The organism is Agromyces luteolus (genome assembly GCF_009729855.1).
Lineage (GTDB): Bacteria > Actinomycetota > Actinomycetes > Actinomycetales > Microbacteriaceae > Agromyces > Agromyces luteolus.
In genome coordinates this window covers 234,131-257,619 of sequence record NZ_WODA01000023.1, presented here as the reverse complement: position 1 = coordinate 257,619, position 23,489 = coordinate 234,131, and the positions used below count along the sequence as shown (strand labels likewise).

The window sequence follows — 23,489 nt, the reverse complement described above, 5'->3', positions numbered from 1 at the left end:
CCTCGAGAGCCGATCGGCTCGGTACGAAGGAGTACGCATGACAGAGTCGTCCACCGCCGCCCGGTCGCTCGACGCGACCGTCGCGCCCGCGGCATCCGCCCCCACCGGCGCCCCCGGTGCCCCGGCCCCCGAGCGCACCCCCCGCGGCTACACGCCCGCGCTCGCCGGTGCGAACTTCGGCATCTACCTGGCCCTGCTCACCCCGGTGCTCGTGTCGATGGCGTTCAAGATCCAGCACATCTCCCCGTCGGCCGAGGCGGCGACCGCCTCGCTCGGGCTGATCATGGGCGTCGGCGCGCTCTTCGCGATGATCGCCAACCCGCTCGTCGGCCGCCTCTCCGACCGCACCACCTCGCGCTTCGGCATGCGCCGGCCCTGGATCGTCGGCGGCTCGCTCGTGGGCCTGCTCTCCTTCACGCTCATCGGCGCCGCGAGCGACGTGTGGATGGTCTTCCTCGGCTGGTGCCTCGTGCAGGTCTCGATGAACGCCGTGCTCGCGGCGGCGAACGCGACCCTGCCGGACCAGGTGCCGACCGACCGTCGCGGCCGCGTCTCGGGCATCATCGGCCTGACCACCCCGCTCGGCATCCTCGGCGGCAGCGTGCTCGTGAACTTCCTTGCCGACGACTTCACGCGCTTCGTGGTGCCCGCCGCGATCGCGACCCTCCTCGCCGTGCTCTTCGCGCTCGTGCTCAAGGACCGCGTGCTCACCGAGAAGCCCGCCGAGCGCTACACGATGCGCCAGTTCCTCGGCTCGTTCGTGTTCGACCCCAAGAAGCACCCCGACTTCGGCTGGACCTGGCTCACCAAGTTCATGGTCATGTTCGGCTACGCGGGCGTCGCCACCTTCCTCCCGCTCTACCTCACCGAGCGCTTCCAGCTCGCCGAGCAGGAGGCGATCACCACGATCCTCATCAGCAACCTCGCGGCCATGGGCGCGATGGCGATCTCGGGCCCCGTCGGCGGCATGCTCTCCGACCGCATCGGCAAGCGCCGCCCGTTCGTGGCGATCGCCGGCGTCGTCATGGTCGTCGGCCTCGTGATGCTCGCGTTCGCGCCCAGCATCGAGGTCCTCATCCTCGGCCAGGCGATCATCGGCCTCGGCGCCGGCTCGTTCTTCTCGGTCGACCTCGCGCTCGCGACCCAGGTGCTGCCGAACCCCGACGACACCGCCAAGGACCTCGGCGTGCTCAACATCGCCAACGCCCTGCCGCAGTCGATCGCCCCCGCGATCGCGCCCGCGATCATCGCGGCCGGTGCGAGCACGGCCATCGGCGGCTACGCCACGTTCTACCTCGTGGGCGCCGCGGTCGCCCTCGCCGGCGCCGTCCTCGTCTACCGCATCAAGGGAGTGAAGTGACATGACCGACCTCGTCGACACCACGACGGATGCCGCGGCCGCGGCCCCCGCGGGCGACGCCGGCCCCGAGGCATCCGCCCACGACGCGGCCGACGCCGTCGACCGCCGCTACCTCGACCGCGACCTCCCGGTCGAGGAGCGGGTCGAGCTCCTGCTCGCGCAGATGACGCTCGAGGAGAAGGCCGGTCTCTTCTTCCAGACGATGATCACGATGGGGGAGGACGGCTCGCTCGCCGACGCCGACCCCGTGTTCGGGCTGCCCTCGAACGCCGAGTACGTCGAGGGTCGCCTCATGAACCACTTCAACATCCTGCAGGCGGCACCGACGCCCGCGGCGATGGCCGAGTGGCACAACCGGCTCCAGGAGCTCGCGGCGAGCACGCGGCTCGGCATCCCCGTGACGATCTCGACCGACCCGAGGCACTCGTACAGCGACAACCCGCTCGCCGGCATGCTCACGGGCGCATTCTCGACCTGGCCCGAGACGCTCGGCCTCGCCGCCATCCGCGACGAGGAGCTCGTCGAGCAGTTCGGCGACATCGCGCGTCGGGAGTACACGGCGGTCGGCATCCGCGTCTCGCTGCACCCGCAGGTCGACCTCGCGACCGAGCCGCGCTGGTCGCGGCAGCTCGCGACGTTCGGCGAGGACCCCGAGCTGACCTCGCGCCTCGGCGCCGCGTACGTGCGCGGCTTCCAGGGCGCCGAGTTCGGCGAGGACTCGGTCTCGACGATGACGAAGCACTTCCCGGGCGGCGGTCCGCAGCAGGACGGTGAGGACCCGCACTTCGCCTACGGCCGCGAGCAGGTCTACCCGGGCGAGGCCTTCGAGACGCACCTGACGCCGTTCGAGGCGGCGTTCGAGGCCGGCACCCGGCAGATCATGCCGTACTACGGCATGCCGGTCGGCACCGAGCACGAGGAGGTCGGCTTCGGCTTCAACAAGTCCGTCATCACGGGCCTCCTCCGCGAGCGGTACGGCTTCGACGGCATCGTCTGCACCGACTGGGGCCTCATCACCGACGGCGAGATCTTCGGCCAGCCGTTCCCCGCGCGTGCGTGGGGCGTCGAGCACCTGAGCCCGCGCGAGCGCATGGTCAAGGTCATCGCGGCGGGTGCCGACCAGTTCGGCGGCGAGGCGAACCCCGAGCTGCTCGTCGACCTCGTGCGCACGGGCGAGGTGACCGAGGAGCGGCTGGATGTCTCGGCCCGCCGCATCCTGCGCGAGAAGTTCGTGCTCGGCCTCTTCGACGACCGTCGCTACGTCGACGTCGTGCGCGCGACGCAGGTCGTGGGAGCGCCCGAGTTCGTCGCAGCGGGCGAGCAGGCGCAGCGCCTCTCGGTCACGGTGCTGACGAACACGGTGCGAGCGGATGGCGCGAGGACGCTGCCGCTGGCGCGCGGCCTGCGCGTCTACGTCGAGGGCGTCGACGCGTCGGTCGCGGCCGAGTACGGCACCGTCGTCGAGACCCCGGCCGAGGCGGATGTCGCGATCCTGCGCATCCAGGCGCCGTTCGAGCAGCGCGCCACGATGTTCGAGAACTTCTTCCACGCCGGCTCGCTCGACTTCCCGGAGGAGTTCGTCGCGCACGTGCGCGAGGTCGCCGCCGCCGTGCCGACCGTGGTCGACGTGTTCCTCGACCGCCCGGCGATCCTCACGCCGTTCGCCGGCGACGTCGCCGCGCTCGTGGCGAACTACGGTGCGAACCCGCGCGCCGTGCTCGACGTGCTGTTCGGCGAGGCGACGCCGAAGGGCCGCCTGCCGTTCGACCTGCCGCGCAGCATGGCCGCGGTCGAGGCGAACCGCCCCGACGTGCCGTTCGACACCGCGGACCCGCTGTTCCGGTTCGGCCACGGGCTCGACCTGGACTGAGCGACGTGCGCTGACCGGGCGCGAGGCATCCGTGCCACGTCGGGGGTACGCTCCAAGCGTGCCCCCGACACCCGTGCCCGGTGCGGCCGTGACGCAGTTCGCGGTGCTCGACGCGCTGCTCGCCGGCGCCTACGAGTCCGGGCTGCGGGTCGGCGAGGCGTGCGCGCTCGGCGACTTCGGGTTGGGCTGCCTCGAGCAGCTCGGCGGCGAGGTCGTCATCCTGGATGCGGCGGCGATCGAGTGCACGCTCGACGGACCGCCGGCCGTCATGCGCATGGACGAGACGCTCCCGTTCGCGATCGTGTGCCGGTTCCCGGAGGTTCCGGCGATCGAGGTCGGGGCCGCCGGACTGGCCGGCTTCGCGGCATCCGTCGACGAGGCGCTCACGAGCCGGAACCTGTTCCACGCCGTGCGCTTCGACGGGCTGCTGTCGGAGGTCCGAGTGCGCGTGACGCCGAGGCAGCGGCATCCGCTCCCGCCGCTGGCCGAGGTGACGAAGCACCAGGTGGAAACGGTGGCGCGTGGCATCCGCGGCACGCTCGTCGGGTTCTGGACGCCCGCGATCTACCAGGGCATCGCCGTGGCGGGGCTGCACCTGCACTTCCTGAGCGAGGATCGGAGCCTCGGCGGGCACGTGCTCGACCTCGCCGTCGAGTCGGGCGAACTGCGCGTGGCGGCGTTCGCGCGCTTCGACCTGCGGCTGCCGACCGACGAGCGATTCCTCCGGACGGAGCTCACGCACGACGACGACCACCGCATCGTCGCGGTCGAGCAGGGCGGGGCGACGCGGTGAGCGCCGCGGCACGCTGAGGGAGAGGCTGCCGGCGCATGGTGCACCTCACGGATGACGACTTCGAGCGCCTGCTCGGCGAGGTGTTCGAGGCGCTGCCCGACGACATGGTCCGCGGGCTCGAGAACGTCGCGATCTCGTTCGAGGACCAGCCGATCGCGCAGCGCCCACGGCTGTTCGGCCAGTACCGCGGTCATCCGCTGACCACGCGCGGGGTCTACGGTTTCGGTGAGCTGCCCGACCGCATCACGCTCTACAAGAACAACCTCGAGGAGCACAGCGCCGACCTCGACGCGCTCCGCGCGCGGGTGCGCATCACGCTCGTGCACGAGATCGGGCACTACTTCGGGCTCGACGACGCGAAGCTGCGCGAGCTCGGCTGGGCGTAGCGCGCAGCCGAGCTCAGGGCGGGATCAGCGCCAGAGCACCGCGATCGCCGCGTTCGCGAACGTGAGGATGCCGATCAGCCAGAAGATCGCCGATGGGACCGAGCCGGTCTTGCGCTGGCGGCCGGCCCCGATGCCGAGGAGCGCCCCGATGACGATCAGGATCACGAGCTTCGTGCCGATCTTGGCGTAGTTCAGGTCGTACTCGATGCCCCACGGCGCGGCCAGTGCGAGTCCGGCCACGCCGGCGATCGCGAGCCCCCAGTGCATGAGGCGCGTGATGCCCCGCTTGCCGTTGAACAGTTCGACGACCCAGGCGCCGAAGAGCACGGCGAAGCCGACGAGGTGGACGAGCACGACGAGGTGGCGGAGGAGTTCCATGCCGTCAACCTATCGCGCGGGCGGGTCGCGGCGCGTGGGGGCGCGGCGGCTCAGGCCTCGGCCGGCGCGACGCGCTCGGGCTCGCCCTCCGCCGGGGCGGGACAGCGCGGCGCGCCCCGGGCTACGCTGGCCGCATCGGCGGCGCGGTGAGGGGTGCCGCGCGGTGAGGGGTGTGGGACGAGTGCTCGGACGAATGCTGATGGTGGTGATCGCGGCCGTCGGCGCCCTGGTCCTGGTCGCCGGTCTCACGATCGTGGTGGGCTTCCGGCGACGCGACCCGCGCGTGCTCGGGCCGCTGGTCCGTTGGCAGCGCGAGCGCGTCAATCCGCGGGTGCTGCAGACCGCGGGGCGGGAGGGCGACCCGCATTCGGTGGTCCGCCACGTCGGTCGCTCGAGCGGTCGCTACTACGCGACGCCGATCTCGGCGGTCCGGGTCAGCGGCGGGTTCGAGGTCGTGCTGCCGTACGGCTCCGAGGCGAACTGGGTGCGCAACGTGCTGGCCGCCGGGACGGCGGTGCTCGAGCACGACGGTCGCAGCTACAACGTGGTCGGCGCGGAGGTCGTGCCGATCGAGGCGACGGGGTTCGCGGAGGACGGCGCCGTCACCGCCCGCGTGTTCGGCCTGCGCGAAGCGCTTCGGCTCAGCACCGGCGAGGGAGCGCCGACCGCGCCGCCCGGATCGTGACGACGGGCGGGGGTCGGTTCGGCCTGCGCGCGGGCCGTTTCGGTGCCGCGCTCGCCGTCGCGACCGCGGCGAGCGTCATGGTCGGATGCGCCGCGTCGGCGCCGTCGGACCGCACCGGCGCGCCCGAGGCATCCGTCGGCCGCGCCCTCGGCACGTTCGCCGCCGTCGGCGACTCGATCACGGATGCCGACAGCCGCGACTTCGCGACCGGCGACCTCGGCCCCGCGTCGTGGGCGACGTACGTCGTCGACGACGGGTTCGTCTTCACCGGCGGTTGGGCGGAGTGGGGCGCGACGACCGAGCGGATGGCGCAGTCGGTCGCGCCGGTCGAGGCGGACGCGCTCGTCGTGCTCGCCGGCACGAACGACCTCGCGTTCGGCGTGCCGTTCGAGGAGTCGGCTGCGAACCTCGACCGGATCGTCGACGCCGTCGGGATCGGCGACGTGCTCGTGGTCTCGATCCCGCCCATGGACGCCTATCCCGACGGCGTGACGGAGTACAACGAGCGCCTCGACGACCTGGCCGACGATCGTGGGTGGCGCTTCGTGGATGCGTCCGCGGGCCTGCGCACCCTCGACGGGCGGTTCGTCGAGGGCATGAGCTCCGACGGCCTGCACCCGTCGGAGGAGGGCGCTCGCGTGCTCGGCACCGCGATCGCCGCCGCGATCGCCGCCGAGCTGCGCGCCGGGTGACGGATGCCGCGCCTCACCCGACCTCTTCGGCCAGCGCGACGATGATGCCCGCGGGCCCGCGCAGGTAGCAGAGCCGGTACTCGTCCTGGTAGTTCGCGACCTCGCGCAGCAGCTCGGCACCGTGCGGGCGCAGACGCGAGAGCGTGTCGTCGAGGTCGTCGACGTCGAACATCACGCGGTGCAGCCCGAGCGTGTTCGGCGGCGGCACCGCGGGTGACGGGGCGGATGCCTCGGGGTGCAGGTAGGTCGTGAGCTCGAGTCGGCCGTGGCCGTCGGGCACGCGCATCATCGCGATCTCGCTGCGGATGCCGTCGAGGCCCACGGCGAGGTCGGCGAAGTCGCCCTCGATCGCCGCGCGGCCCTCGAGCTCCATGCCGAGCTCGGCGAAGAACGCGATCGCCGCATCCAGGTCGTCGACGACGATGGCGACGTTGTCCAGGCGTCGGATGGTCATGGTCCCGAGCGTACGGCCGACGTCGGACGTCGGCCTGCCCAGCCCTGGCGCGGCTCACCGCACGTGCCCGAGCTTCGCCGGGTTGCCGACGCCGTGGATCGCCGTGATCCGGCCGTCCGCGAACTCGAGCGCGAGCACCGACACGACGCGGTCGCGCCGGCGCACCACGACGCCGGGTTCGCCGTTGACCTCCGCGACCCGGAAGTCGAGGCCGAGCCCGCCGACCCCGGCGAGGAACTGCCGCGCGACTTGCTCGGCGCCGCGCACCGGCTCGGTCGGTGCGCCGGGGTAGGCGCCGCCGGAATCGAACCAGCCCGTGGCATCCGTCGCCAGCACCGCGACCAGCCCGTCGAGGTCGCCGTCGGATGCCGCGGCGGCGAACCGCTCGGAGAGGCGACGGGCGGCGGCGGGGTCAACGGCGAAGCGGGCCTCGCCGTGCGCGGCGATCCGCCTCCGCGCGCGTGACGCCGACTGCCGTGCCGCGGCGGGACTCGAGCCGAGCACCTCGGCGATGCGGTCGAACGAGAGGTCGAACACGTCGTGCAGCAGGAAGGCGGTGCGCTCGGCGGGCGTGAGCTGCTCGAGCACGACGAGCAGCGCCATCCGCACCGAGTCGTCGAGCGTCACCCGGTCTTCGGGCAGCGTGCGCTCGTCGGTGACGATCGGCTCGGGCAGCCACGGCCCGACGTACGCGCGCCGCGAGTGCTCGTGCGCGCGCAGCCGATCGATCGCGAGCCGCGACGCGACCGTCACGAGCCACGCGCGCGGGTCGTCGAACGGCGCCGCGTCGGGGTCGCCCTCTCGGGCGAGCAGGCGCAGGTAGGTCTCCTGGGTGACGTCCTCGGCCTCGGCGACGGACCCGAGCACCCGGTACGCGACGTCGCGCACGACGTGCCGGTGCGCGGTCCAGAGGTCGGCGAACTCGGTCATGACACAGGAGACGATCCACCCGTGGTCGGTGTGACGCAAGGGCGGATGCCGCGGCTGATGTCCGGGCGGATGTCACACGGGCGCCGAGTCATCCGTCTCACCTGCATGAACGAGACCTCCCTTCCGTCCCGGTCCGCCGAGCCGCGCGCCGCGAGCGGCCCGCCGCGTCGGCTCGTCATCGCGACGGCGCCCGTCGCGCGCGCCCTCGCGGGTCGCCGCTGGATGCCCGTCTGGGCGCTCATCCGCCACGTCGGGCGCCGCAGCGGCACCGCCTACGAGACGCCCATCGCCGTCGTGCCGACGACGGACGCGTCGATCGTGGTCATCGGGCTGCCGTGGGGCGCGGCGACGAACTGGGCGCGCAACGTCGTGGCAGCGGACGGCGCGTCGCTGCGGTGGCGGGGGCGCGAGGTCGGGCTGGCGCGCCCGCGGATCGTGGATGGCGCGGAGGCGGCACGACTCGCTCGCGCGCCGTTCAGCGCCGTGCTCCGGCGATTCCCCGCGGCGATCGTGTTCGATCGGGCGTGATGCCGGGCGCCGGTGGTACCGGGCGGAGACACGGTCATCTGGCGAACCTCGCAATGGCATGCGTGTCTGCGGTATGATCATGAATACCGAATCATGTGGGGAGGTGTGCTCATGGCCGACATCGCCACGTTGGTGCGCTCCGCCCGTCGCTCGCGCCGCTTCTCCCAGCGGGATCTCGCCCGACGGGCCGGGCTCTCGCAGAGTCGGGTCGCGATCGCGGAGAACGCGCACGAGGACCCGCGCTTCGACACGGCGACGAGGCTTCTCGCCGGGTCGGGTCATCGCCTCTACGCCGCACCGACCACACGCGACGACGTCGCGACGATCGCCGCCGCCGTCCGGCATGCGCTGCGACGTGATGAGCCGTCACTGGCGTTCCGCTACCTGGTGCAGATGAATGACCACCTCGTCGCAGAGCACGGACTGATCCGGGGCGTGCTGGCGATCACCGAGCCCGAGTCGACCGGGTCGAAGACGTGGGATGCCGCGATCGCCGCACTCGTCGAGTACCGGCTGAACGCGGAGGGCGTGCCCGCGCCGGATTGGACGAGCGCACCCTCTCGTCACCTCGCGCGGCTCCGACCGCTCCTGGTCGACGCGGCGGACCCGGTGCCGCCCATCGACGACGTGCCGGCGGAGTTCCTCGCGCATGGCGTGCTCGTGTGGCGTGATTCCCTGGAGAGCGTGTGATCCTCCTCGATCGTGACGACCTCATCGACGGGCTCAGGGAGCTCGTCGCAGAACTGCACGCCGAGGGGAATCCAGTCGGCCTGCGGATCGTCGGAGGTGGAGCGCTCGCTCTGCGGCATTTCGATCGGCGTACGACGGTCGACGTCGATGCGGTCAAGGTGAGTCCGGGCGACGAGGCCGAGGTGGTGGCTGCCGCTGAACGCATCGCCGAGCGCCGAGGGTGGCAACTCGATTGGCTGAACTTCAAGGCGTCACAGCTCGCACCGTGGTGGGGACGTGAGATCCGATGGGAGCCGATCCATCACGACGGGCTCGTGACGATCGAGGTCGCACCCGCTGACGCGCTCCTCGCGATGAAGCTGAAGGCCAGCCGGCCCGGCCGCGACACCGACGACATCCGCCACCTGCTGGCGCTGTGCGCAATCGGGTCGGTCGAGGAGGCCGACGAACTGTTCGGTGAGTTCTTCCCGGGCGACTCGCTCACCGATCGCGCCTGGGGGATGGTCGAGAACATCCTCGCCGGCGGACCGCTCGTGCCGCCGTCGTCGCCTCCGCCGCCAGACCTCCGCCCCGAATCGGAGTAGTCGCGCGAGGACGTGCACCGAGGCCGCAACGACTGCGGGTCTCGAAAGTGACCGGCGCCATCTCACCTCCGGCACCTTGACGCGCGCGCCCGACGGGGCGAAGGTGATCTCGTCAGACCGCAATGGCGCGGGATGCCGCGCGAGGGGAGCGAGCCGCATGGAGACCACGACCGACCTCACCACCGAGCAGATCGCCCGGGCGTTCTCGGGCCATCGATTCGATCTCGCGTTGCAGCATCTCGCCGACGACGTCATCTGGACCTCCGTCGGCGGGGGGCCCCTGGTCGGGCGGAAGGCGGTGGCGAAGGCGATCGAGCGCACGTCCGCCGACCTCGCCGACGTCACGACGGAGTTCCAGCGGTTCCGGTCGGTGGTCGGCGAGGAGAGCGTGGTCGTCGACGCCCTCGCCCGCTACACGGACGCCGACGGCGGCGTGTCGATCGTCGCGTCGTGCGACGTCTTCGACTTCGCGGCCGACGGGAGGATCACCGAGATCGTCTCGTACATGATCGAGCTGCCGAGCTGAGCGCTGCCGGCCGGCACGACGAGGGCCCGGGAGCCCCGGGCCCGTCGTGCGGAACTGCGGTGGGGCGTCGGCCTACTTCTGGACGAAGTCGAGCAGCAGTCGCGTGATCTCGTCGGCGTGCGTCCAGAGCATGCCGTGCGGGGCGCCCTCGATCTCGACGTACTCGGCCGACGGCAGGCGCTTGGTGAACTCGCGCGCGGTGGCGTCGATCGGCAGGATCCGGTCGGCAGTGCCGTGCACGATCAGTGCGGGCACATCGACCTTCGCGATGTCGCCGCGGAAGTCCGTCAGCCAGCTCTGGACGACGGCGGAGGAGGCGAACCATCCGCTCGAGGCGGCGGTGTTCCAGCTGGCGCGCACCGCGGCCTCGCCGATCCGGCTGCCGAGGTTCTCGTCGAGGTTGTAGAAGTTCGCGAAGAACTCGTCGAACCAGGCGTAGCGGTCGGACTTCGCCGACTGCTCGATGCCGGCGAAGACCTCGGCGGGCACGCCCGCGGGGTTGTCGTCGGCCTGCAGCAGGTAGGGCTCCAGCGAGGCGAGGAACACGGCCTTCGCCACGCGCTCGCTGCCGTGGGTGCCGAGGTAGCGTCCGACCTCGCCCGTGCCCATCGAGAACCCGACGAGGATCGCGTCGCGGAGGTCGAGGGTCTCGAGCACGACCTTCAGGTCGGCGGCGAACGTGTCGTAGTCGTAGCCGATGGTCGGCTTCGACGACCGGCCGAAGCCGCGACGGTCGTAGGTGACGACGCGGTAGCCGGCCTCGAGCAGGGCGGCGGACTGCTTCTCCCACGACTCGCCGCTCAGCGGGTAGCCGTGGATCAGCACGACGGGCTGCCCCGCCCCGTGGTCCTCGTAGTAGAGGTCGATGTCGCTCGAGTTCTCGGTTCCGACGGTGATGAACGGCATGCGTGCCAGCTCCTTCGAATCAGTGCCTAACCGGTTGGAATGGTGTTGGTGGTTAGTGCGTTGACGAGTGCAACACGCTAACCAGTCAAATATTCCGAGGGGGTTAGAATTGATGCCGAAGGTGACGGATGACGGAGGCGCGGTCATGACGACGGATGCCACGGGCACGGCCACGCACGCGAGTTCGGACTCGCTCCTGCTCGACCTGGTGAACTCCCGGCTCGTGTTCGACGACCACGTCGACGACGAACTCGGGACGGATGCCGACGCCTCGGCGTGGCTCGTCGCCCACGGCGGCACCGGCGACGCCGACGAGATCGCCGACGCCCGCGCCGTCCGCCCGCTGCTCGCGAGGTTCCTCAGGGGTCGCGCGTCGATCGCCGACCTCGAGCCGTGGACCGCGGCGATCACGCGGCGTCCCGCGTTCGGTCCCGACGGCGCGCGGTGGCGCGACGACCTCGCCCCGGGCCGGCGCGTCGGAGCCCGCGCGGTGCTCGAGTGGGCCGACCTGCAGGGACCCGAGGGGTCGCGCATCCGGCCGTGCGCGGCATCCGACTGCCAGCACTTCTTCATCGACACCAGCCGGGCGAACACCCGCCGGTGGCACTCGATGGAGACCTGCGGCAACCGCGCGAAGGCCAGGCGGCACTCCGCGCGCGCCAAGATCGGCTGACCTGCATGCGGCACCGCGGGCGCGTCGCGGAGGCGTCGCCGGCTCCCGCCGTCGATGACGGGAGGCCCGCCTACGCTGGCGTCATGGCTGCAGACGAGCTGACCTTCCAGACCACGATCGGCGTCGACGTCAAAGGCGAGACGTGGAGTTGCGTCGAGATCCCCGGGTCCGCCGAGTTCTTCGGCACGGGCAGGTCGGTCCGCGTCGACGCGAGCATCGATGACGTCCGTCTCGAGAACGTCGGTGCGATGGTGACCGGGACGGGCGGCCACATGGTGTCGCTGAACGCGAAGGTCCGCAAGGCCCTCGGCAAGGATGTCGGCGACCCGGTCGAGGTCACCGTCACCAAGCGATAGCCCGTCGGGGAGACGCCCGAACCGCGCCCGGTCGAGGGCGAGTCAGTCGAGCTCGCGCAGCTCGGTGGTCCGCTCGCTCGGGGTGTCGCCTGTGTTGACGACGCCCTGCGGCTCGATCAGGACCGCCGACACCTCGCCGTCGGCTCTCGGGCAGTGCTCGACGCCGCGGGGCACGACGAAGACGTCGCCCGGGCCGAGCGCCACGTCGCCGTCGCGCAGCTGGATCACGAGGTCGCCCGAGATCACCATGAACAGCTCGTCGGTGTCGGGGTGCGAATGCCAGGTGAACTCGCCGAGGAGCTTCACGACCTTGACGTCGTAGTCGTTCATGCTCGCGAGCCGGCGCGGCTGCCAGGGTTCGGAGAAGGAGTGTAGGGCGTCGTGGATGTTGCGGACCCGAGTGCTCATCGTCCGATGCTCGCGTGAGCGAGAGTGCTCCGCAAGCGGGGGTGGATGCGACGGAGACCGCCCGACCCCCCGCATGCCGGCGGCCTGCAGCGCCCCATCCCGACCGTGCCGGTTCGAATCGTCGCGGACTGCGCCGCCGTCCGACCGCGTCGCCGCTCACGCCGTCCGCGAGTACCACTCGACGAGGTTGCCGCCGTCGAACGAGCGGACCGCGTCGAGCGAGAACTGCGTCGGTGCGAAGTCGGGGCCGAAGGCCGGCAATCCCGCGCCGGCGACGACGGGGTAGCGCTTGATCACGAGCCCGTCGATCTCGTCGAGGAGCTGCCCGGCGAGGCGGCCGCCCCCGGCGAGGTAGATGTCGAGGGTGGAATCCTCGGCCTTGAGCGCGCGCACGGTCGCCACGACGTCGTCGGCCACGACGGTCACGGCGGGGTCGGGTCGCTCGAGGCTGCGCGAGACGACGTATTGGCGCAGGTGCGGATACGGCGAAGTCACGCCGACCTGCAGCGCGGGGTCGTACGTGCGCCGGCCCATGACGATCGTGTCGAAACGCGAGGGTGCGACATCCGCGATGCCGAACTTCTCGCGGAACGCGCCCGGCAGGGCGTCGCCGTAGTCGCCGACCATCCACGTCATGTACTCGTCGGAGCCAGGGAAGAAGTCGACCTCGTCGTCGGGGCCGGCGATGAACCCGTCGATGGAGAGCGAGATGTAGTAGATGAGCTGTCGCATGCGTCCTTCTCGGTGAGGGCGGGCGGCGAGTCGTGTCGCCAGGTGGCATAACCACTATATGCATAGTGGTTAGAATGGCAACAGCTGCTGACGGCCTGGACGGGAGAGCGCGGATGGTTCGGAACCCCGAGCGACGACGGCAATTGCTCGACGCCGCGGTGGACGTGATCGCGGGCCATGGGAGCCGCGGACTGACCTTCGGCGCGGTCGACCGCGAGGCCGGCGCGCCCGCCGGCACGGCGTCGAACTACTTCGCATCGCGCGATCAGCTCGTCGACGAGCTCGCGGCACACGTGTTCGGACGGCTCGCGCCCGACCCGGTCGAGACCGCGAAGCGGATGTCGCGACCGCGCACGCGCGATACGGAGCGGGAGCTCATGCGCTGGCTCGTCGAGCGCGCGATGTCCGATCGGGCCGCCCACGTGGCGCTCTTCGAACTGCGCCTCGAGGCGGCCCGCAACCCGCGCCTCGCGCCCGCCGTCACTCGGCACTTCGCCGGGAACCTCGAGAGCGCGACGTCCGACCACGTCGACGGCGGCTTCCCTGGCGATGAGGCGACCGTCCTCGTGCTCTACCTGGCGATGACCGGGCTGCTTCTCGAGCACCTGACCATGCCCGGGCTCCTCGGCGAGGAGCAGGTGCAGCGCATCGTCGACCACGTCGTCACCGCGATCGTGCCGGAGTCGACGCCCCCGCACGCGTCGGCCTGATCACCCCGCCCCGCGCCGCCCGAACACGCCCGCGAACATCGCGTGCAGCAGCGGGACGATCGATACGCCGAGCAGGATCCCGCCCCAGACCGGCTCGTCGAGTCGGAGCAGGATGCCTCCCAGGAAGAGCCCCACGAAGATCACCGCCGACACGATGCGGCCGGCCGTGCGCTCGAGCCGCGACATCCGCTGTTCGATCTTCGGCGAGTTCGCGACGAGCCGGCCCTGCTCGATGCGGTCGACGACCTTGTCGAGGCGCCCCGGCAGCCGCCAGGCGGTGCCGGCGACCGACAGGGCCTCCTTGCCGAGCGCCTGCACGAGGTTGCCGCGTTCGTCGCGCAGCAGTTGGGCGGCGTAGGGCTCGACGGCGTCCCAGATGTTGAACTCGGGGTCGAGGGAGCTGCACATGCCCGAGGTGAGCGACATGGCGCGGATGATGAGCAGGAAGTTCTCGGGCAGCTGGAACGGCAGGGTGCGCATGACCTCGCCGAACTCGATCGCGAACTTCCGCAGCTCGCGCTCGTCGACCTGCGCGAGCTCGGCGAACCCCATGCCGCCGAAGCGCGCGAACAGTTCGGTCATCGCCCGCTCGAGCTCCGCGGTCTCGGCGGTCGGCAGCAGGAACCCGACGCTGCGGAAGCTCTCGACCAGCCGCTTCCCGTCGCGCGCGGCGACCGCGATCATCAGCTGCTGCAGCGCCTGCCGCAGCCCGTCGGGCACCTGGCCCATCATCCCGAAGTCGATGAAGGTCAGCTGCCAGGTGGGCGCAGGGGCGGCGGATGCCGCGTCCGGCGCCGGCCCCGCGGCATCCGTCTCACTCGACAGCACCCCGACCGGCGTGACGAAGATGTTGCCCGGGTGCGGGTCGGCGTGGAAGTACCCGTCGCGGAAGAGCTGGTCGAACATGACGGTCGCGAACTGCGCGGCGACGGCCTTCGGGTCGATGCCGGCGGCGATGAGCGCGGCGCGGTCGTTGATCTTGATCGCGGTGACGTCGGCGAGGGTGAGCACGCGGCGGGTGGTGCGCTCCCAGACCACCTCGGGCGCGGCGACGCGCGGGTCGCCGGCGAAGCTCGCGGCGAAGCGCTCGGCGTTGCCGGCCTCGTTGACGTAGTCGATCTCCTCGAGGCTCGTGGTGGCGAACTCCTCGACGAGGCCGGGCAGGTCGACGCGGTTCGCGACGAACCGCACGCGGCTGAGCCAGTCGGCGACGCGGCGGAGCGCCGCGAGGTCGACGTCGACGATGACCTCGATGCCGGGCCGCTGCACCTTGACGACGGCGTCGTCGTAGCCCATGTCGGCGGCGTCGATGGGGGAGAGGCGGGCGCGGTGCGCCTGGCCGAGGGATGCCGCGGCCACCGGGGTCGGGTCGAACGACGCGTACGCGCGCTCGAGCGGCATCCCGAGCTCGACCTCGGCGAGGCGGCGGATGTCGTCGAACGGCACGGGCGGCACCTCGTCCTGCAGCCCGGCGAGTTCGCGGGTGATCTCGGGCGGGAGCACGTCGAGCCTCGATGAGAGGTACTGGCCGACCTTGATCATGAGCCCGCCGAGGTCGACCGCCAGCACGTGGAACCGCTCGGCGATGCGCGTCAGCCGCGCCGCCCGCCCGCGCGCCGCGAACCGCGCGAGCCCGAACCGGGGCAGCACGATCTCGAACCACCAGGTCTGGATGATGTACCTGGCGGCGAATCGGAGGATCCGCCGGTAGCGGGCGCGCGTGTTCCCCACATCGGGCATCCTGCCTGCCGGATGCCGACGTGTCGAGGGCACTCGGTCAGCCCTGGGCGAGGATCGAGTAGAGCCGGCGGCGTGCGTCCTCCAGCACCTCGACCGCTTCCTTCACCTGCTCGGGGGTGCCGGTGCGGCCGACCTGCGCGGCCGCCTGCGCGAGCTCGATGCCGGCCTTGGGCAGCGCGCCCGACATGCCCCAGTCACGTCCGCCGCCGCCGCCGGTGCCGCTGCCGCTCCCGGGCGGCGTCGGCCAGGGCGGCGTGCCGCGGTCAGCGGATGCCTCGGCCTCGGCCGTGCCCGCCTCGGTCAGCGTGTACGTCTTGCGCCCGCCCGATTCCTCGGCGGTGATGAGCCCCTCGTCGGCGAGCAGCTGCAGGGTCGGATACACCGAGCCCGCGCTCGGCTTCCACGCGCCGCCGCTGCGCTCGGCGATCTCGGTGATGATCTGGTATCCGTGCATCGGTTTCTCGGCCAGGAGCGCGAGCACCGCCGCTCGCACGTCGCCCTTCCCCATGCGGGGGGCGACCTTCTGCTCGAACATGCCGCGGAGCTGTTCCATCGCCTCCCAGAGGCCCTGGCCCGGGTTGCCGCCGCCCCAGCTGCCCCTGCCCCAATTGCCCGGGCCGCTGCCGAAGCCGCCGCCCGTGTACGAACCTGAATCGCTCATGATGACCTCCCTGAAGCGGGCCCTGATCGGGTCTCGACGATATGTCAACGATATATCGCTTCGCTTCGCACAGGTCGGGAATCTGCCGAGAGGATTCGCGTGCACCAGAATCGAGAGCACGATGACAAGCCCCCGCTCAGATGACATGAAACCCGCCCCCTCGCGCATGCGCATCGACGACCTGCATCCGGAGCTCCGACGCGCCTATCGGTGGTTCCCCCGCCCGCAGGTCCGCCACTCGTGGCAGCGGCGGATGGCGCAGGCGGCGCTCGCGCTCATCCCGGCGCCGAAGACGGCCGAGGGCGTGGGGTTCGAGCGGGTCGACTTCGTCGTTCCCGGCACCGGGGTGCGGGTGTTCACCCCCACCGACGCAGCCACGTCCGTGGCACCCGAGGCCACGTCGGCCGAGTCCGAGTCCGGTGCTCGCGGCGCGCTGCTGTGGATCCACGGTGGCGGACTCGTGATAGGCGCCGCCGCGCAGGACGACCCCTGGTGCGCGCGGCTCGCGGAGCGACTCGGCATCGTCGTCGTGTCCGTCGAGTACCGGCTGGCCCCGGAGCATCCGTTCCCGGCCCCGCTCGACGACTGCGTCGCGGCATGGCAGTGGCTGCAGGATGCCGCCGCCGCGCGCGGCATCGACCCCGCACGGGTCGCGGTCGGCGGACAGAGCGCCGGAGGCGGGCTCGCTGCCGCGCTCGCCCAACGCCTGCTCGACGAGGGCGGGTCGCAGCCCGTCGCACAACTGCTGTACTGCCCGATGCTCGACGACCGCACCGCGGCGCGGCGCGACCTCGACGCCGTGCGGCACTTCGCCTGGACCAACCGCGACAACCTCGTCGGCTGGTCGTCGTACCTGCAGGCGCCGCTCGGCGCCGACGACGTGCGCGACTTCGCCGTTCCCGCCCGCCGTGCCGACCTGACCGGGCTGCCGCCGGCGTGGATCGGTGTCGGCGACATCGACCTGTTCCACGACGAGGATCTCGCCTACGCCTCGGCGCTCCGCGATGCGGGCGTCGAGTGCACGGTCGACGTGGTGCCCGGCGCACCGCACGGCTTCGAGTCGATCGCCCGCACCGCCGACGTGACGCACGCGTTCCACAGCCGGGCGCGGAATTGGCTGGGGGAGCGGCTCGCGGCACCCGCCGACGTCTGAGTGCGGAGGTTCCGGCGCCCCATCGTCGTCTCGACGCTGGGCGGCCGGATTCTCGTCACCCCGATCGCGGCGAGATCGGGTCCAGAGCGGATGCCTCAGGCGCAGGCGCCGCGCCCGCCGCCCCCGCTGCCGGCACCGCCCCCTTCCGCCGGCCCGGCGCGTTCGCCACGAACACTCCGGCCACGAGCACCACCCCACCGACGGTCTCCCACACGTTCGGCACCTGCCCGAGCAGCAGCGCCGCCGACGCCATGGCGACGACCGGCGCGAGCAGCACCCACGGCACGACCGACGCCGAACGGTTGCGCGCGAGCAGCCCGTTGAAGATCGCGTACCCGACGAGCGTGCAGAGGCCCGCGGTGTAGAGCGTCGAGAGCAGCGGGCGCCATCCGAACGCGGCGATGCCGGCGGCGATGGCGTCGGGCCCCTCGATGAGCGCCGAGAGACCGAGCGCGGGCAGCGGCACGACGAGCGACGACCACACCGTGAGCGACAGCGCCCCGAACCGACGTTCGGGCGCGACCGGTCCGGCCTTCCGCGAGATGACATTCCCGATCGCCCACGAGAGCGCGGCGAGCAGGCACAGCACGACCGCGAGCGCGGGTGCGTCGCCGCCGCGGCCGAACGCCACGACGCCGAGCCCGACCGTTCCGAGCAGCACGCCCGCGACCTGCAACCGCGTGGGTCGCTCGCGCAGCGCGAGCGCGGCGACGAGGATCGTGAGCACGACCTGCGCCTGCAGCAGCAGGGCGGCGATGCCGGGCTGCAGCCCGAGCGCGATCGACGTGTAGAGCAGGGCGAACTGGCCGAGGCTCATGAAGAGGCCGACGCCGACGACGGTCTTCCAGCTCGCGAGCGGGCGCGGCACGAGGACGACGGCGAGAGCGACCACCGCGAACCGGATGGCGACGAAGAACAGCGGCGGGATGCCGTCCATGCCCCAGTCGATGACGACGAAGTTGAAGCCCCACATCGTCGCCACCAGGGCCGCCAGCAGCATGTCGCGTCTCGTCATGGGTCAAGGTTCGCCCGCGGCATCCGGAAACACCAGCGACCATTTCTGCTCGTGAATCGGTAGCATCACTGCATGATCGATCTCGAAGCCGTGGTCGCGCTGCGTGCGGTGGCCACGAACGGCAGCGTCGCGGCCGCGGCCGATGCGCTCGGCTTCACGCCGTCGGCGGTGTCCCAGCAGATCAAGCGCCTCGAGCGCGGCACGCGGGTCGCGCTGCTCGAGCGGGCGGGTCGCGGGGTCGTGCTGACGGATGCCGGCCGCCACCTCGTCACGTCCTCGGCGACGGTGCTCGCCGACCTCGAGCGCATCGAAGCCGACCTGCACCTCACCGGCGTCGGGCAGGGGGCGGATGGCGCGGCTGCGCGCCGCATCACGGGCGAGGTGCGCATCGGCGCGTTCTCGACGGCGGTGCGGGGCCTGCTCGTCGACGTGCTGCCGCGGCTGCGCGCCGAGCATCCGGAGCTTCGGGTGCCGATGCGGGAGAGCGAGCCGTGGGAGACGATCGCGCTCGTGGCATCCGGTCAGCGCGACCTGGGCATCGTGCACCGGTGGGGCAACGTCGCGCTGGCGATGCCCGATCACCTGGTCGAGACGCCCCTGTTCACGGATGTCGCGGACGTGATCCTGCGCCGCGAGCATCCGCTCGCGGGCCGCGCCGAGCTGACCCCGGCCGACCTCGCCGAGGAGGAGTGGGTCGCGACGTTCGACTCGACGATCTGCCGGCAGTGGTTGCGTCGCCTGTTCGACGGCGTCTCGAACGCGCCGCGCATCGTGCACGAGTCGATGGAGTTCGAGAACCACCTCGAGCTCGTGCGCGCCGGTCTCGGGGTGGCGCTGGTGCCGCGGCTCGGTCGGTCGCCGCTGCCCGACGACCTCGTGGCGATCCCGACCGTGCAGCCCGCGTCGGTTCGCGGGGTCGCGGCCGTGCATCGCCGCAGCCAGGCGGATTCGCCGGCGCTGCAGGCGGTGCTGGACGCGGTGCGGGTCGGCGCGGCCAGTCGCGAGAGTGCCTAGTTGGCGTCGTCCATTCCGGTGAAGTGCACGGACGCCCCGTGGCATCCGGCCTGCTTCCAGTCGTAGGCGTCGCCGAGCGGCTGGTCGTCGGCGCCCCAGAACGCCTCCTGCCATTCGGGAGTCCGGGCGTCGTTGAACGCATCGAGCTCCTCGAGCACCGCCATCATGTCGCCGTTCTCCCACGTCTGCCACATCGGGATGTACGCCGCGGTGAACCCCTTCTCGGCCATGCACTTCGCGTCGAGGTGGCTCTGCATGAGGATCGTCTCGACGTCGAGCGCCCACTCCTCGACGAACTCCGCCGACGGCCTCGGGATCAGGTCGAGGTCGGAGGTCTCGTCGTACACGGTGTACCCGCGGATGGTGGCGATGCCGCCGGGAGCCGGTTCAGCGACACCGTCGCCGGCAGCGGATGCCTCGTCGGAAGCGGATGCCGGTGCCGGCGACGCACTCGGACCGGGCTCGGTCGTCGTGGGCGTCGGGTCCGCCGCGGTGTCGGGCGCGGGCGTCGACACGGCCGGAGTCGCCGTGGCCGCGGCCGCCAACTGCTCGTATCCGTTGATCTCGGAGACGGCCGCCGCGGTGAGCGCCGCGCCGGTCCCGATGGCGATGGCGGCCCCGAGGGCGCCGACCAGGAGGACGACGCGGCGCCGCGGCATCCGTCTGCCCTGTCGCTCGGCTTCGCGTCGTCGCTCATCGTCGAGCAGGTCCTGCAGGTTCATCGCGATTCCTCTCCGGTGAGGGCGGATGCCGCGGACGCGGCCGAGGGTCGGCGCGCGGGGTTCGCCCACTGGGCGGTGGCGGCGAGGCAGAGGATGGCGACGCCGGTGCCGACGGCGTAGGCGGCCGGTTCGAGCCACGTCACGCCGTTGATCACGAGGAGCGCGGTCGCGCTGAGGTAGTACAGCGCATTCACGCTCTGGGCGAAGATCAGGAGGCCGGTGACGGCGAGCAGCGCCGCACCCCATGGCCGCGTGCGCCGGTGCCCGAGCAGCGCGGTGGCGACGAGCGCGACCGAGCCGAGGGCGATGGTGAGCGCCGCCGCGTTCGGGATGAAGCCGATGTCGCCGATCAGCAGGGCCCGCACGTGGCGGGCGGCGATGAACGCGCCGACGCCGACCTGCACGACGCCGATGACGGCGACCGCGGCGAGGAGCAGCCCGTCGACGCGCGGCAGGCTCAACCGGATTCCCTCTCGGCCCGAGAGCTGCGCGCGCCGCCAGCCGAGGTCGGCCGGGATGCCGCGCAGCATCCGTGCTCGGATCGACCGAGCCGTGGCGCGCTCGCCGATGCCGGCCTCGGTCGCCCATGCGGTCTGCTCGTGCAGGTCGGAGAGGATCTCGTCCTGGCGGTCGGCCGCCACGAGCGGATCGAGTCCGCCGGTGTACCGCAGCGTCCAGTGCAGCGTCGCGCGGGCGGCGCGTTCCACCGCCCGGTCGCTCCGGCCGCTCATGCGAGCGCCTCGCCGGTCACGGTGCCGCGCTGCTGCTCGGTGCGGGCGGCGGCGCGAAACGCGGCCTCGCCGGCCCCGGTCACGCGGTAGAGCCGGCGGCGCGGCCGCCCGTCGGCCTCGGCCAGCTCGGGCGCTTCCCACTCGGATTCGAGCAGCCCCGCGGCATCCATTCGGTTCAGGGCTCGGTAGAGCGTGCCGTGCGAGACGAGCGCGGACCCGTCTCGTTCGGCGAGCGTGCGCGCGAGCGCGAACCCGAAGAACGACCCCTCGCGCGGCTGGATGGTGAGGCCCGCATCGAGGATCGCGAGCTCGATCGGGAGGAGCACTCCCGGGCGTCGTCGTGGCATGTTCGTGACTATACGCACCTATGTGCGTATAAGTCCAGAGGAAGGAGGATCAGTCCTGAGGCGATGTCGAAATGCAACTCAATGGTTGCATTGCCCCTCGAGTGTGTGCAACCGTTTGGTTGCGATGACCCATCACTCACGAAGGGAACCATGATGCTGCTGCTCGAAGGCAAGGTCGCCGTGATCCACGGCGGCGGAGGATCGATCGGCGCCGCTGCCGCGCGCGCGTTCGCCAGGGAGGGAGCGAGGGTCTTCCTCGCCGGTCGGAGCCTCCCGCGGCTCGAGGCCGCGGCATCCGCTGCGCGTTCGTTCGGCGGCACGGTCGAGATCGCCGTGGTCGACGCGATGGACCAGGCGTCCGTCGATCGTCACATCGACGAGGTGACGGATGCCGCGGGCCGCATCGATATCGCGCTGAACGCCGTCGGCTTCGACCACCTGCAGGGCCGGGAGATCGCGGACACGTCGCTCGCCGAGTACCTGCACCCGGTCACGGGCTACCTGCAGACGAACTTCGTGACGGCGAAGGCCGTCGCGCGGCCGATGATCGCGCTGGGGAGCGGGGTGATCCTCACCGTGTCGACGCCCGGCGCGCGGCTCACCGGGCGCGGGCTCATCGGCAACGCCGCGCAGAGCGCGGGGCTCGAGGGCTTCTCGCGAGCGCTCGCCGGCGAGCTCGGTCCCGCGGGGGTTCGGGTCGTGTGCGTGCGGCCGCACGCCATGCGCGACGCGCTCGACACGTCGTACACCCGGCAGATGTTCGGTCGCATCGCCGACGCCTCCGGCATCGACTTCGACGAGTGGATGGATGGCCTCACCGGCATGACGCTGCTCGGCCGGCTGCCGACGCTCGACGAGGTCGCCGAGTTCCTCGCGTTCGCGGCATCCGACCGCGCCGGATCGATGACCGGCGTGATCTCGAACCTGACCGCGGGCGCGCTCGTCGACTGACGTGGCGCTTCGACGGGAGCGAACGCAGCAGTCGTTTCAGCCCTCAGTACGCTCCCGGGACCAACGACCCCTCGACGCCGACCGCGCCGCACGGAAGGCTGGGCAGGGAAGCCGACAGAACGGAGCACTCGATGACGATCACGCAGTCCGACCGCAGCACCGGTGACACCCTCGGGTTCGTCGTGTCCGGCGAGGTGACGAAGGCCGACTACGCCGTGTTGACGCCCGCGGTCGAGGCCGCGGTCGAGGAGCACGGCACGGTGAAGCTGATGCTCGACCTCACCGACTTCCGGTGGGAGAAGGTGGGCGCGTGGGGTGCCGACCTGCACTTCGGTCACGAGTTCCACGAGAAGGTCGCGCGCATGGCGATCGTCGGCCACAAGAAGTGGGAGGAGCGCCTCGCCCACCTCGCCACCCCGTTCTACGCGCAGGAGGCGGCGTACTTCGAAGACCCGGATGCCGCCTGGGCCTGGCTCCGGAGCTGACACCGACGTGGGCGCCGTCGTTGTCGTCGACCTGCCCGGCGACCGACCTCAGAGGCGACGTAGGTCGGCCACGGTCGCAAGCGCAGTGAACCCGGCGGCTCGATAGGTGGCGATGGCGGCGGGATTGGAGTTCTCGGCGACCACGTTCGCACTGGATGCACCGGACTCGCGCAGGGCGTCGGCACCGGCGACGGTGATCGCCCGTCCGTAGCCATGACCGTGGTGGTCGGGATGCACCGCCATGGGCTCGATCAGCCCCGGCTCATCCACCCCAGCCGTCCACACCGTGGTGACCGCCACGGGTAGGCCGTCGCGGTCGAAGCCGATGAGGTTGTGTGCTCGGTCGGCGAGCGGCCCACTCGTCATCGCCACCCAACGCCGGATGAACCGTTCCCGCGGAGCACCCTCGAACGGCGTGCCCTTGAATGCAGCCCAATGGACGGCCGCCCACGTCTCGGCATCGTCGACACCGGCGCGCTCGACCCGGAGCCCGGCCTGCTCGAAGGGGCTCGAGTCCAGTCCATTCGACAGATCAAGGGTGAACGGCGTCCACAGTTCGTCGTCGACCCATCCGTCCGACAGGAGGAGTCCTCGGAGGGCGAGCGCCCCACGAGCCTCGACCAGGGCTTCTCCTGCCTCGAACACGTTCGCTCGGGGATCTCCGAGGTCGCGCGCGATGCGAGTCGCGACGACCTCGTCGTCCACCAGTTCCGGATCCAACGCCAGACGCAGGACACCGTCGTCGAGCATCCCGATGGCCACGGGCGAGCCGTCGCGCGCCCACACCCGCAGGTCTTCCGCGGCGCCCTCGGCACCCAGGAGCGTCCGCCAGCCGAGGTCTCCGGTGTGGAGATGACCGACCCACGGGTCCGTCTGCCACGAACTCAGCTCATCCGCGATCTGCGGCAGGTCGGCGGCAGCTGGAGTCTGCACGGTGAAGGCCATTCGATGAGCCAACCAGCCGCGGGTTACGAGCCGCAAACCGGTCCTTGCTCCTGATGTCGGTGGC

The 23,489-nt window shown here is 71.6% G+C and carries 30 protein-coding genes; 17 read left to right on the top strand and 13 right to left on the bottom strand.

Going from position 1 to position 23,489, the window contains the following annotated elements; all coding sequences use genetic code 11:
• Nucleotides 1-37: 37 nt before the first annotated feature.
• The 4 genes from GLX25_RS13130 to GLX25_RS13115 are packed head-to-tail and all read left to right on the top strand — an operon-like array spanning nt 38 to nt 4,409.
• Nucleotides 38-1,360 carry an MFS transporter gene (locus GLX25_RS13130; protein ID WP_155842889.1) on the top strand — a complete coding sequence of 441 codons (1,323 nt, stop codon included), beginning with the start codon at nt 38-40 and terminating at the stop codon, nt 1,358-1,360.
• A gap of 1 nt (nt 1,361) precedes the next feature.
• Nucleotides 1,362-3,230, top strand: coding sequence for a glycoside hydrolase family 3 protein (locus GLX25_RS13125; RefSeq protein ID WP_155842888.1), 1,869 nt, complete (start codon nt 1,362-1,364; stop codon nt 3,228-3,230).
• A gap of 58 nt (nt 3,231-3,288) precedes the next feature.
• Nucleotides 3,289-4,023, top strand: a complete 735-nt coding sequence (gene budA, locus GLX25_RS13120; protein ID WP_166548795.1) for an acetolactate decarboxylase — start codon at nt 3,289-3,291, stop codon at nt 4,021-4,023.
• 35 nt (nt 4,024-4,058) lie between these two features.
• On the top strand, nt 4,059-4,409 hold the full coding sequence (locus GLX25_RS13115; RefSeq protein ID WP_155842887.1) for a metallopeptidase family protein: 351 nt from the start codon (nt 4,059-4,061) through the stop codon (nt 4,407-4,409).
• Nucleotides 4,410-4,433: 24 nt separating this feature from the next.
• Here GLX25_RS13115 and GLX25_RS13110 read toward each other — a convergent pair whose 3' ends face one another.
• Nucleotides 4,434-4,787, bottom strand: a complete 354-nt coding sequence (locus GLX25_RS13110; RefSeq protein ID WP_155842886.1) for a Fe-S protein — start codon at nt 4,785-4,787, stop codon at nt 4,434-4,436.
• A 199-nt stretch (nt 4,788-4,986) separates the two neighbouring features.
• On the opposite strand from GLX25_RS13110, the gene GLX25_RS13105 reads away from it, so the two are divergent.
• Both GLX25_RS13105 and GLX25_RS13100 read left to right on the top strand, forming a co-directional pair.
• The gene (locus tag GLX25_RS13105; RefSeq protein WP_155842885.1) at nt 4,987-5,472 is read left to right on the top strand and encodes a PNPOx family protein; all 486 of its coding nucleotides are present in this window, start codon (nt 4,987-4,989) and stop codon (nt 5,470-5,472) included.
• Entirely contained in the window at nt 5,469-6,164 is a 696-nt protein-coding gene (locus tag GLX25_RS13100) for an SGNH/GDSL hydrolase family protein (protein WP_155842884.1), read from the top strand. Before GLX25_RS13105 ends, GLX25_RS13100 begins: the two co-directional genes overlap by 4 nt.
• A gap of 13 nt (nt 6,165-6,177) precedes the next feature.
• Here the strand turns inward: GLX25_RS13100 and GLX25_RS13095 are convergent, their stop codons facing one another.
• Both GLX25_RS13095 and sigJ read right to left on the bottom strand, forming a co-directional pair.
• Nucleotides 6,178-6,618 carry a VOC family protein gene (locus GLX25_RS13095; RefSeq protein WP_155842883.1) on the bottom strand — a complete coding sequence of 147 codons (441 nt, stop codon included), beginning with the start codon at nt 6,616-6,618 and terminating at the stop codon, nt 6,178-6,180.
• Nucleotides 6,619-6,672: 54 nt separating this feature from the next.
• Complete coding sequence (sigJ, locus tag GLX25_RS13090; RefSeq protein WP_155842882.1) at nt 6,673-7,548, bottom strand: RNA polymerase sigma factor SigJ; 876 nt, start codon at nt 7,546-7,548, stop codon at nt 6,673-6,675.
• A gap of 105 nt (nt 7,549-7,653) precedes the next feature.
• Here sigJ and GLX25_RS13085 point away from each other — a divergent pair, with 105 nt between their 5' ends.
• The 4 genes from GLX25_RS13085 (at nt 7,654) to GLX25_RS13070 (ending at nt 9,876) form a co-directional block, all read left to right on the top strand.
• Nucleotides 7,654-8,076: a nitroreductase family deazaflavin-dependent oxidoreductase gene (locus tag GLX25_RS13085; RefSeq protein ID WP_155842881.1), complete on the top strand. Its 423-nt coding sequence runs from the start codon at nt 7,654-7,656 to the stop codon at nt 8,074-8,076.
• 111 nt (nt 8,077-8,187) lie between these two features.
• Nucleotides 8,188-8,766, top strand: a complete 579-nt coding sequence (locus tag GLX25_RS13080; RefSeq protein WP_155842880.1) for a helix-turn-helix domain-containing protein — start codon at nt 8,188-8,190, stop codon at nt 8,764-8,766.
• Nucleotides 8,763-9,350 (top strand): DUF6036 family nucleotidyltransferase, encoded by a 588-nt coding sequence (locus tag GLX25_RS18595; RefSeq protein ID WP_205719895.1) that lies wholly within the window; start codon nt 8,763-8,765, stop codon nt 9,348-9,350. Before GLX25_RS13080 ends, GLX25_RS18595 begins: the two co-directional genes overlap by 4 nt.
• 157 nt (nt 9,351-9,507) lie before the next feature.
• The gene (locus GLX25_RS13070; protein WP_155842879.1) at nt 9,508-9,876 is read left to right on the top strand and encodes a nuclear transport factor 2 family protein; all 369 of its coding nucleotides are present in this window, start codon (nt 9,508-9,510) and stop codon (nt 9,874-9,876) included.
• A 72-nt stretch (nt 9,877-9,948) separates the two neighbouring features.
• On the opposite strand, the gene GLX25_RS13065 is transcribed toward GLX25_RS13070, so the two are convergent.
• On the bottom strand, nt 9,949-10,782 hold the full coding sequence (locus GLX25_RS13065; protein WP_155842878.1) for an alpha/beta fold hydrolase: 834 nt from the start codon (nt 10,780-10,782) through the stop codon (nt 9,949-9,951).
• A gap of 121 nt (nt 10,783-10,903) precedes the next feature.
• Here GLX25_RS13065 and GLX25_RS18590 point away from each other — a divergent pair, with 121 nt between their 5' ends.
• Both GLX25_RS18590 and GLX25_RS13055 read left to right on the top strand, forming a co-directional pair.
• On the top strand, nt 10,904-11,455 hold the full coding sequence (locus GLX25_RS18590; protein WP_205719894.1) for a CGNR zinc finger domain-containing protein: 552 nt from the start codon (nt 10,904-10,906) through the stop codon (nt 11,453-11,455).
• Nucleotides 11,456-11,538: 83 nt separating this feature from the next.
• Nucleotides 11,539-11,811: a DUF1905 domain-containing protein gene (locus tag GLX25_RS13055; protein WP_155842876.1), complete on the top strand. Its 273-nt coding sequence runs from the start codon at nt 11,539-11,541 to the stop codon at nt 11,809-11,811.
• Nucleotides 11,812-11,853: 42 nt separating this feature from the next.
• On the opposite strand, the gene GLX25_RS13050 is transcribed toward GLX25_RS13055, so the two are convergent.
• Nucleotides 11,854-12,219 (bottom strand): cupin domain-containing protein, encoded by a 366-nt coding sequence (locus GLX25_RS13050; protein ID WP_155842875.1) that lies wholly within the window; start codon nt 12,217-12,219, stop codon nt 11,854-11,856.
• Nucleotides 12,220-12,375: 156 nt separating this feature from the next.
• Nucleotides 12,376-12,951, bottom strand: coding sequence for a dihydrofolate reductase family protein (locus GLX25_RS13045; protein ID WP_155842874.1), 576 nt, complete (start codon nt 12,949-12,951; stop codon nt 12,376-12,378).
• A 113-nt stretch (nt 12,952-13,064) separates the two neighbouring features.
• Here GLX25_RS13045 and GLX25_RS13040 point away from each other — a divergent pair, with 113 nt between their 5' ends.
• On the top strand, nt 13,065-13,661 hold the full coding sequence (locus GLX25_RS13040; protein ID WP_155842873.1) for a TetR/AcrR family transcriptional regulator: 597 nt from the start codon (nt 13,065-13,067) through the stop codon (nt 13,659-13,661).
• On the opposite strand, the gene GLX25_RS13035 is transcribed toward GLX25_RS13040, so the two are convergent.
• Together GLX25_RS13035 and GLX25_RS13030 are read right to left on the bottom strand one after the other, a co-directional pair.
• Complete coding sequence (locus GLX25_RS13035; RefSeq protein WP_155842872.1) at nt 13,662-15,401, bottom strand: ABC1 kinase family protein; 1,740 nt, start codon at nt 15,399-15,401, stop codon at nt 13,662-13,664.
• Nucleotides 15,402-15,438: 37 nt separating this feature from the next.
• A complete protein-coding gene (locus tag GLX25_RS13030) occupies nt 15,439-16,062 on the bottom strand; it encodes a PadR family transcriptional regulator (protein ID WP_155842871.1) in 624 nt (207 codons plus the stop codon).
• Nucleotides 16,063-16,207: 145 nt separating this feature from the next.
• On the opposite strand from GLX25_RS13030, the gene GLX25_RS13025 reads away from it, so the two are divergent.
• Nucleotides 16,208-17,215, top strand: coding sequence for an alpha/beta hydrolase (locus GLX25_RS13025; protein ID WP_240898341.1), 1,008 nt, complete (start codon nt 16,208-16,210; stop codon nt 17,213-17,215).
• Nucleotides 17,216-17,270: 55 nt separating this feature from the next.
• Here the strand turns inward: GLX25_RS13025 and GLX25_RS13020 are convergent, their stop codons facing one another.
• Nucleotides 17,271-18,230, bottom strand: a complete 960-nt coding sequence (locus tag GLX25_RS13020) for an EamA family transporter (RefSeq protein ID WP_155842869.1) — start codon at nt 18,228-18,230, stop codon at nt 17,271-17,273.
• A gap of 72 nt (nt 18,231-18,302) precedes the next feature.
• On the opposite strand from GLX25_RS13020, the gene GLX25_RS13015 reads away from it, so the two are divergent.
• Nucleotides 18,303-19,244, top strand: a complete 942-nt coding sequence (locus GLX25_RS13015) for a LysR family transcriptional regulator (RefSeq protein WP_155842868.1) — start codon at nt 18,303-18,305, stop codon at nt 19,242-19,244.
• On the opposite strand, the gene GLX25_RS13010 is transcribed toward GLX25_RS13015, so the two are convergent.
• The 3 genes from GLX25_RS13010 to GLX25_RS13000 are packed head-to-tail and all read right to left on the bottom strand — an operon-like array spanning nt 19,241 to nt 21,044.
• Nucleotides 19,241-19,966, bottom strand: coding sequence for a hypothetical protein (locus GLX25_RS13010; RefSeq protein ID WP_155842867.1), 726 nt, complete (start codon nt 19,964-19,966; stop codon nt 19,241-19,243). The genes GLX25_RS13015 and GLX25_RS13010 overlap by 4 nt on opposite strands.
• On the bottom strand, nt 19,963-20,697 hold the full coding sequence (locus tag GLX25_RS13005) for a hypothetical protein (protein ID WP_155842866.1): 735 nt from the start codon (nt 20,695-20,697) through the stop codon (nt 19,963-19,965). The genes GLX25_RS13010 and GLX25_RS13005 overlap by 4 nt, the downstream gene beginning before the upstream one ends.
• Complete coding sequence (locus tag GLX25_RS13000; RefSeq protein WP_155842865.1) at nt 20,694-21,044, bottom strand: PadR family transcriptional regulator; 351 nt, start codon at nt 21,042-21,044, stop codon at nt 20,694-20,696. The genes GLX25_RS13005 and GLX25_RS13000 overlap by 4 nt, the downstream gene beginning before the upstream one ends.
• A 153-nt stretch (nt 21,045-21,197) precedes the next feature.
• Here GLX25_RS13000 and GLX25_RS12995 point away from each other — a divergent pair, with 153 nt between their 5' ends.
• Both GLX25_RS12995 and GLX25_RS12990 read left to right on the top strand, forming a co-directional pair.
• Nucleotides 21,198-21,995 carry an SDR family NAD(P)-dependent oxidoreductase gene (locus tag GLX25_RS12995; RefSeq protein ID WP_155842864.1) on the top strand — a complete coding sequence of 266 codons (798 nt, stop codon included), beginning with the start codon at nt 21,198-21,200 and terminating at the stop codon, nt 21,993-21,995.
• Between the two features lie 131 nt (nt 21,996-22,126).
• Complete coding sequence (locus tag GLX25_RS12990) at nt 22,127-22,480, top strand: SpoIIAA family protein (RefSeq protein ID WP_155842863.1); 354 nt, start codon at nt 22,127-22,129, stop codon at nt 22,478-22,480.
• Nucleotides 22,481-22,528: 48 nt separating this feature from the next.
• On the opposite strand, the gene GLX25_RS12985 is transcribed toward GLX25_RS12990, so the two are convergent.
• Nucleotides 22,529-23,425 carry a GNAT family N-acetyltransferase gene (locus GLX25_RS12985; protein WP_155842862.1) on the bottom strand — a complete coding sequence of 299 codons (897 nt, stop codon included), beginning with the start codon at nt 23,423-23,425 and terminating at the stop codon, nt 22,529-22,531.
• Nucleotides 23,426-23,489: the final 64 nt, after the last annotated feature.

Coding starts and splice junctions, on each gene's coding strand:
- GLX25_RS13130 (WP_155842889.1), top strand. CDS start 38: ATGACAGAGTCGTCCACCGCCGCCCGGTCGCTCGACGCGACCGTCGCG.
- GLX25_RS13125 (WP_155842888.1), top strand. CDS start 1,362: ATGACCGACCTCGTCGACACCACGACGGATGCCGCGGCCGCGGCCCCC.
- GLX25_RS13115 (WP_155842887.1), top strand. CDS start 4,059: ATGGTGCACCTCACGGATGACGACTTCGAGCGCCTGCTCGGCGAGGTG.
- GLX25_RS13110 (WP_155842886.1), bottom strand. CDS start 4,787: ATGGAACTCCTCCGCCACCTCGTCGTGCTCGTCCACCTCGTCGGCTTC.
- GLX25_RS13105 (WP_155842885.1), top strand. CDS start 4,987: ATGGTGGTGATCGCGGCCGTCGGCGCCCTGGTCCTGGTCGCCGGTCTC.
- GLX25_RS13095 (WP_155842883.1), bottom strand. CDS start 6,618: ATGACCATCCGACGCCTGGACAACGTCGCCATCGTCGTCGACGACCTG.
- sigJ (WP_155842882.1), bottom strand. CDS start 7,548: ATGACCGAGTTCGCCGACCTCTGGACCGCGCACCGGCACGTCGTGCGC.
- GLX25_RS13085 (WP_155842881.1), top strand. CDS start 7,654: ATGAACGAGACCTCCCTTCCGTCCCGGTCCGCCGAGCCGCGCGCCGCG.
- GLX25_RS13080 (WP_155842880.1), top strand. CDS start 8,188: ATGGCCGACATCGCCACGTTGGTGCGCTCCGCCCGTCGCTCGCGCCGC.
- GLX25_RS13070 (WP_155842879.1), top strand. CDS start 9,508: ATGGAGACCACGACCGACCTCACCACCGAGCAGATCGCCCGGGCGTTC.
- GLX25_RS13065 (WP_155842878.1), bottom strand. CDS start 10,782: ATGCCGTTCATCACCGTCGGAACCGAGAACTCGAGCGACATCGACCTC.
- GLX25_RS13055 (WP_155842876.1), top strand. CDS start 11,539: ATGGCTGCAGACGAGCTGACCTTCCAGACCACGATCGGCGTCGACGTC.
- GLX25_RS13050 (WP_155842875.1), bottom strand. CDS start 12,219: ATGAGCACTCGGGTCCGCAACATCCACGACGCCCTACACTCCTTCTCC.
- GLX25_RS13045 (WP_155842874.1), bottom strand. CDS start 12,951: ATGCGACAGCTCATCTACTACATCTCGCTCTCCATCGACGGGTTCATC.
- GLX25_RS13040 (WP_155842873.1), top strand. CDS start 13,065: ATGGTTCGGAACCCCGAGCGACGACGGCAATTGCTCGACGCCGCGGTG.
- GLX25_RS13035 (WP_155842872.1), bottom strand. CDS start 15,401: ATGCCCGATGTGGGGAACACGCGCGCCCGCTACCGGCGGATCCTCCGA.
- GLX25_RS13030 (WP_155842871.1), bottom strand. CDS start 16,062: ATGAGCGATTCAGGTTCGTACACGGGCGGCGGCTTCGGCAGCGGCCCG.
- GLX25_RS13025 (WP_240898341.1), top strand. CDS start 16,208: ATGAAACCCGCCCCCTCGCGCATGCGCATCGACGACCTGCATCCGGAG.
- GLX25_RS13020 (WP_155842869.1), bottom strand. CDS start 18,230: ATGACGAGACGCGACATGCTGCTGGCGGCCCTGGTGGCGACGATGTGG.
- GLX25_RS13015 (WP_155842868.1), top strand. CDS start 18,303: ATGATCGATCTCGAAGCCGTGGTCGCGCTGCGTGCGGTGGCCACGAAC.
- GLX25_RS13010 (WP_155842867.1), bottom strand. CDS start 19,966: ATGAACCTGCAGGACCTGCTCGACGATGAGCGACGACGCGAAGCCGAG.
- GLX25_RS13005 (WP_155842866.1), bottom strand. CDS start 20,697: ATGAGCGGCCGGAGCGACCGGGCGGTGGAACGCGCCGCCCGCGCGACG.
- GLX25_RS13000 (WP_155842865.1), bottom strand. CDS start 21,044: ATGCCACGACGACGCCCGGGAGTGCTCCTCCCGATCGAGCTCGCGATC.
- GLX25_RS12995 (WP_155842864.1), top strand. CDS start 21,198: ATGCTGCTGCTCGAAGGCAAGGTCGCCGTGATCCACGGCGGCGGAGGA.
- GLX25_RS12990 (WP_155842863.1), top strand. CDS start 22,127: ATGACGATCACGCAGTCCGACCGCAGCACCGGTGACACCCTCGGGTTC.
- GLX25_RS12985 (WP_155842862.1), bottom strand. CDS start 23,425: ATGGCCTTCACCGTGCAGACTCCAGCTGCCGCCGACCTGCCGCAGATC.